The organism is Actinomycetota bacterium (assembly GCA_005774595.1).
Lineage (GTDB): Bacteria > Actinomycetota > Coriobacteriia > Anaerosomatales > D1FN1-002 > D1FN1-002.
Genome location: VAUM01000122.1, coordinates 1 through 5,193 on the forward strand (window position 1 = coordinate 1; position 5,193 = coordinate 5,193).

At 72.0% G+C, this 5,193-nt stretch carries 4 protein-coding genes; 1 reads left to right on the forward strand and 3 read right to left on the reverse strand.

What is annotated here, in order from left to right; all coding sequences use genetic code 11:
* Nucleotides 1-344: 344 nt before the first annotated feature.
* A complete protein-coding gene (gene larE, locus FDZ70_06055; protein TLM76833.1) occupies nucleotides 345-1,247 on the reverse strand; it encodes an ATP-dependent sacrificial sulfur transferase LarE in 903 nt (300 codons plus the stop codon).
* Between the two features lie 117 nt (nucleotides 1,248-1,364).
* Here larE and acs point away from each other — a divergent pair, with 117 nt between their 5' ends.
* Entirely contained in the window at nucleotides 1,365-3,371 is a 2,007-nt protein-coding gene (gene acs, locus FDZ70_06060) for an acetate--CoA ligase (GenBank protein TLM76830.1), read from the forward strand.
* 9 nt (nucleotides 3,372-3,380) lie between these two features.
* Here acs and FDZ70_06065 read toward each other — a convergent pair whose 3' ends face one another.
* Together FDZ70_06065 and FDZ70_06070 are read right to left on the reverse strand one after the other, a co-directional pair.
* On the reverse strand, nucleotides 3,381-3,938 hold the full coding sequence (locus FDZ70_06065; protein ID TLM76831.1) for a cob(I)yrinic acid a,c-diamide adenosyltransferase: 558 nt from the start codon (nucleotides 3,936-3,938) through the stop codon (nucleotides 3,381-3,383).
* Nucleotides 3,935-4,294 (reverse strand): hypothetical protein, encoded by a 360-nt coding sequence (locus tag FDZ70_06070; protein TLM76832.1) that lies wholly within the window; start codon nucleotides 4,292-4,294, stop codon nucleotides 3,935-3,937. The genes FDZ70_06065 and FDZ70_06070 overlap by 4 nt, the downstream gene beginning before the upstream one ends.
* Between the last annotated feature and the right edge of the window lie 899 nt (nucleotides 4,295-5,193).

A 5,193-nucleotide genomic window follows, 5' to 3' on the forward strand; every position in this document is an offset into this window, starting at 1 on the left:
ACGCACGACCGCTCGGATCCCGGGAAGCAGCGCACGGCGATCGAGGTGACCGACTGGCTGTTCCGTTCGGGCGCCGGACGCATCACCGGACAGGTGGCGTGCGAGTTCTTCAACGCGCTCACGCGCAGCGCGCACCTGCGCGTGGCACCCGCGCGTGCGGCCGACCTGGCGATCTGGCTGCTCGTGTCGTGGGACTCGTTGCAGGTGACGCCGGAGGTGTCCGCATACGCGATCGGTGCGTCGGTGACGTGGGGCCTGAGCGTGTGGGACGCGCAGCTCCTCGTCGCGGCGCGCGAGCACGGCATCGGACTCGTCCTCTCCGAGGACTTCGAGCACCGGCGCCGCTACGGGGACGTGACCGTGCTCGACCCCTTCGCGCCCGACTTCGACCTGCGCGAGCTGGCGGCCTTCGCCGGCTGAGCCGGCGGCTCGGGCTCCTCGGCCGCCGCGGCGTCCTCCTCGGACAGCGTCTCGTTGAGCGACCCGGAGCGGTAGCCGTCGAGGTCCTGGGCCGCGTACGGGAAGCCCGCCTCGCGGAGGATCCCGGCGACCTCGGCGCGCATCTCGAACGCGCGCTCCTGCTCGGACGGGTCGACCTCGAGCCGGGCGACGTCGCCGTGGGTCCGCACGCGGAACTGGTGCAGCCCGATTGCGCGCAGGCCCTCCTCGGCCATCGCGACGCGGTGCAGGTCGGGCTCGGTGATCGGCGTGCCGTACGGGAAGCGCGAGGCGAGGCACGCCATCGAGGGCTTGTCCCAGTTCGGAAGGTCGAGCATGCGGGCGGTGTCGCGCACGTCGGCCTTGTGCATGCCGGCGTCCTGCAGCGGGCTGATGACGCCGTACTCGGCGGCGGCGCGGCGGCCGGGCCTGTGGTCGGCGAGGTCGTCGACGTTGCTGCCGTCGAGCACCCAGCGCAGGCCGCGGGCGTCGGCGTGGCTGCGCAGCAGCGAGAACAGCTCGGTCTTGCAGTGGTAGCAGCGGTCCGGGCCGTTGGCGCGGAAGTGCGGGTCCACGAGCTCGCAGGTCTCCACCTCGACCAGGCGCAGCCCGAGCGCGGCCGCCGTCGAGCGCGCGCTGTCGAGCTCGGCGGCCGGGTAGACGTCGGAGACGGCGAGCGCGGCCAGCACCCGCTCGCCGAGCACTGCGTGCGCGGCGAACGCGAGCAGCGTCGAGTCGACGCCGCCGGAGTATGCGACGAGCACGCTGCCGAGGTTGCGTATCCTCGACAGGAGCATCTCGTACTTCATCGAAGGGTTGCCCACGTGCTCCCGTTCTCTTTCGCCAAGACCGGCTTCCCGGGGGAACCAGTATAGGCGAGGGAAGATACGCTAGGACGGCGTTTTCACGACTCGGACGGAGGCACCATGTCCCAGGAGACCGGCGAGCACGGGATCGAGAGGCTCAGCGCCGAGCAGCGGGTGGTCGAGCCGCCGGCGGGTTTCGTCACCGCCGCGCGCGTCTCGGGCATGGACGCGTACCTCGCCGAGTACGCGCGCTCGGTGTCCGACCCCGACGCCTACTGGCTCGACAGCGCGCTCGCCACGCTCGAGTGGATGACGCCGCCGGAAGCGCCGGTGCGCCGCGGCGGGTTCGAGGCGCTCGACTTCACCTGGTTCGCAGGCGGCACGCTCAACGCGTCGGTGAACTGCCTCGACCGGCACCTCACCACCTGGCGACGCAACAAGGCCGCGCTCATCTGGGAGGGCGACGACGGCTCGACGCGCACGTTCACCTACCAGCACCTGCATCACGAGGTCTGCAAGGTCGCCAACGTGCTGCGCAAGAAGGGCATCGGCCGAGGAGACCGAGTCGCCATCTACCTGCCGATGATCCCGGAGCTGCCGATCGTCATGCTCGCGTGCGCGCGCATCGGCGCGATCCACTCGGTGGTGTTCGGCGGCTTCTCGGCCACGGCGCTGAAGGACCGCATCCAGGACTCGGGCGCCAAGCTGCTCGTCACCGCGGACGAGGGCATCCGCGGCGGCCGCAAGGTGCCGCTCAAGACCGCCGCCGACGAGGCGCACTTCGAATGCCCCACCATCGAGGCGTGCATCGTGGTCCAGCGCGGCGCCGGCGACGTGGACATGGAGCCGGGGCGCGACACCTGGTGGCAGCAGGAGGTCACTGCGCCGGAGGTCCGCAAGCCCGCCGAACCGGAAGTCATGGACGCCGAGGACCCGCTGTTCGTCCTGTACACCTCGGGCTCCACCGGCAAGCCGAAGGGCGTCCTGCACACGACCGCGGGCTACCTGCTCTACGCCCAGCGCTCCTTCGAGACCGTCTTCGACCATCGCGACGAGGACGTCTTCTGGTGCACCGCCGACATCGGCTGGGTGACGGGGCACTCCTACATCGTCTACGGCCCGCTGGCGGCCGGCGCCACCACGATCATGTTCGAGGGCGTGCCGACCTACCCGGACCCCGGCCGCTTCTGGCACGTGGTCGAGAAGTTCCGCGTCTCGGTCTTCTACACCGCGCCGACCGCGCTCCGCGCCCTCATGCGCCACGGCGAGGGCTGGCCCCAGCGCTACGACCTGTCATCGCTGCGCCTGCTCGGCACCGTGGGCGAGCCGATCAATCCCGAGGTCTGGGAGTGGTATCACGCACAGATCGGCGGCGGGCGCTGCCCGATCGCCGACACCTACTGGCAGACCGAGACCGGCGGCTTCCTCATCACGCCGTTCCCGGGCGCCACGCCGCTCAAGCCCGGCTCGGCGACCGTGCCGTTCTTCGGGGTCGAGCCGAAGGTGCTGCTCGAGGACGGCAGCGAGGCGGGCGTCGACGAGGGGGGATACCTCGTCATCGAGAGGCCCTGGCCGGGCATGATGCGCGGCACCTGGGGCGATCCGGAGCACACGCGCATGCGTGAGGTGTACTTCGAGCGGTTCCCGGGGCGGTACTTCACCGGCGACGGCGCGCGCCGCGACGCCGACGGCTACTTCTGGCTGCTCGGCCGGGTCGACGACGTGATCAACGTGTCAGGGCACCGCATCGGCACCGCGGAGGTCGAGAGCGCGCTCGTGAGTCACGAGGCCGTCTCTGAGGCCGCGGTCGTGGGATTCCCGCATCCGGTCAAGGGCGAGGGCCTGCACGCGTACGTCGTCCTGCGCGACGGTTTCACCGCCTCCGATGAACTCGAGAGCATCCTGTCGGGCCACGTGCGCACCGTCATCGGGCCGATCGCCAAGCCGGACCGCATCCAGTTCGCCGCCGACCTGCCCAAGACGCGCTCAGGCAAGATCATGCGCCGCATCCTGCGCAAGATCGCGGCGGGCGAGACGGACGCCGAGGCGTTCGGCGACATCTCGACGCTCACGGACCCGCGCGTGGTCAAGGACCTGGTCGCCGGAGCGGGGCGCGTGGGCGGGTAGGTAGGCGCGCTACCCCTCCGGCCGGGGCGCGTACGGATCCCACGCCTCCTCGGCGGCGCCGTCCTGTGCGAGTGCGCACCGGGACGCAGCGAACAGTGCGTCCGAGAGGCGGTTGAGGAATCGCGCGACGCACGCGTCGGCGGGCTCGTCGAGCGCCACCACGCGGCGTTCCGCGCGGCGCACCACCGCGCGGGCGACATCGAGCTGCGCGGCGAGCGGGGTGCCGCCGCCGGCCACGAAGCCGGACAGCGGGCCGGCGGCGTCCATGAAGCGGTCGCAGGCGGACGCGAGGGCTGCCACGTCGTCGTCGCACACCCCGGGCGCGGCGGCGTCGCGTGCGTCGGGCGGGGTAGCCGTGACGGCCGCGCAGTTGAGCAGCCGGTGCTGGGCGAACGCGAGCATCTCGCCGAGACGCGGGTCGTCCGTCAGCGCGCGCGCCAGCCCGACGTGGGCGGCCGCCTCGTCGATCGCCCCGTACGCCTCGACGCGCGGGTCGGCCTTCGAGACGCGGCCGCCGCCTGCCAGCGAGGTCTCGCCGCCGTCGCCCCGGCCGGTGTGGATGCTCATCCGCACACCTGCCCGATGCGGAACCCCACCACGCGCGTGATGGGGTCCTCGGGAAGCGGCTCGCCGAGCGGGGACTGCACCGACCCCTTGCCGGTCTTGTACGCCGAGAACTCGTCGCGGAACGCCTCGGCGCCGCTGCCGGTCGGATACAAGCCGACGTGCCTCGCGTAGCCGGCGAAGTGCACCAGGTGCGTGCCGTCCAGGTCGAAGGTGGGGATCGCGTAGCTGATCGTCTCGACGGCGTCGGGCGCGGCCGCGTGGATGAGCGCGCGCATGCGCTCGAGCACCGCGCGCGTCTCGGGCGGGAACTCGGCGACGTACTCGTCGATGGTGGTCGCGGCGGAGCGGGGTGTCATGTGGGCGGGCGCCTCTCGGAGGTTCGCGTGCTCCCGCCGAGTCTACACCGCTTCCGCGCCCAGGAGCCGCCCTTCACCGCACGAGGTAGAGGCTGTACGGCGTCTCGATCCGATCGACCACGGTCCCGAAGCGCAGGAGTCCGCCGACCTGCGCGACCTTCACGGACAGCGGGGCGAAGTGGTTCATGTTGCCCGGGTCCATGACGATGGCGAAGCCGAACAGCACCGGCCGCGTCACGGTGCGCCCGAGGCTCCAGGTGGGGACGTTGCCCTGGTGGACCGCAGGCGACGACAGCAGCACGACGTGGCCCTCGGCCGGAGGCGCCTGGCTGTCGGTGATCGTCCGCAGGCCGGGGGCGTAGTAGCGGATCTCCTCGGCGAAACTCAGGCGCTCGAGGTGCATGAGCGTCGTGTCCGGCTGGTCGGCCCCGACGGTCTTCAGGTAGCGCGGCAGCGATGCCATCGAGAACGCCCCGGTCTTCTTCGCCCCGATGAAGGTCGCGGCCGTCAGCGCGCCGAGCAGCGCGGCGGCGACGGTCACCGCCACCCATGCCCGCGCGCGCCGGGTGCCCGGCGGGCACAGAAGCCGTGCTGCGGCGATGGCGACCCAGGGCGTGGCGGCCACGAGGTAGTACGAGTGGGTGTTCTCGACGAGGAAGAAGAGCGCGCCGGCCAGCATCATGCCCGCGACGAGCGCGTCTGCCGCCGTGCGCCTGACGGCGGACGCGATCAGGCCGCCGGCCGCCAGCGCGCCGGCCACGGGCCCGGTGAGCCAGAACGCCTCGGTGAGCATCCAGCGCCTGAGCACCGGGTCGGTCAGGATGTCGAGGTTCCCGAGTCCGATGAGCCGGCTCTGCGCCGTGAGGAACTCGGCCGCCGTCGCGGCGCGGTACGCGTAC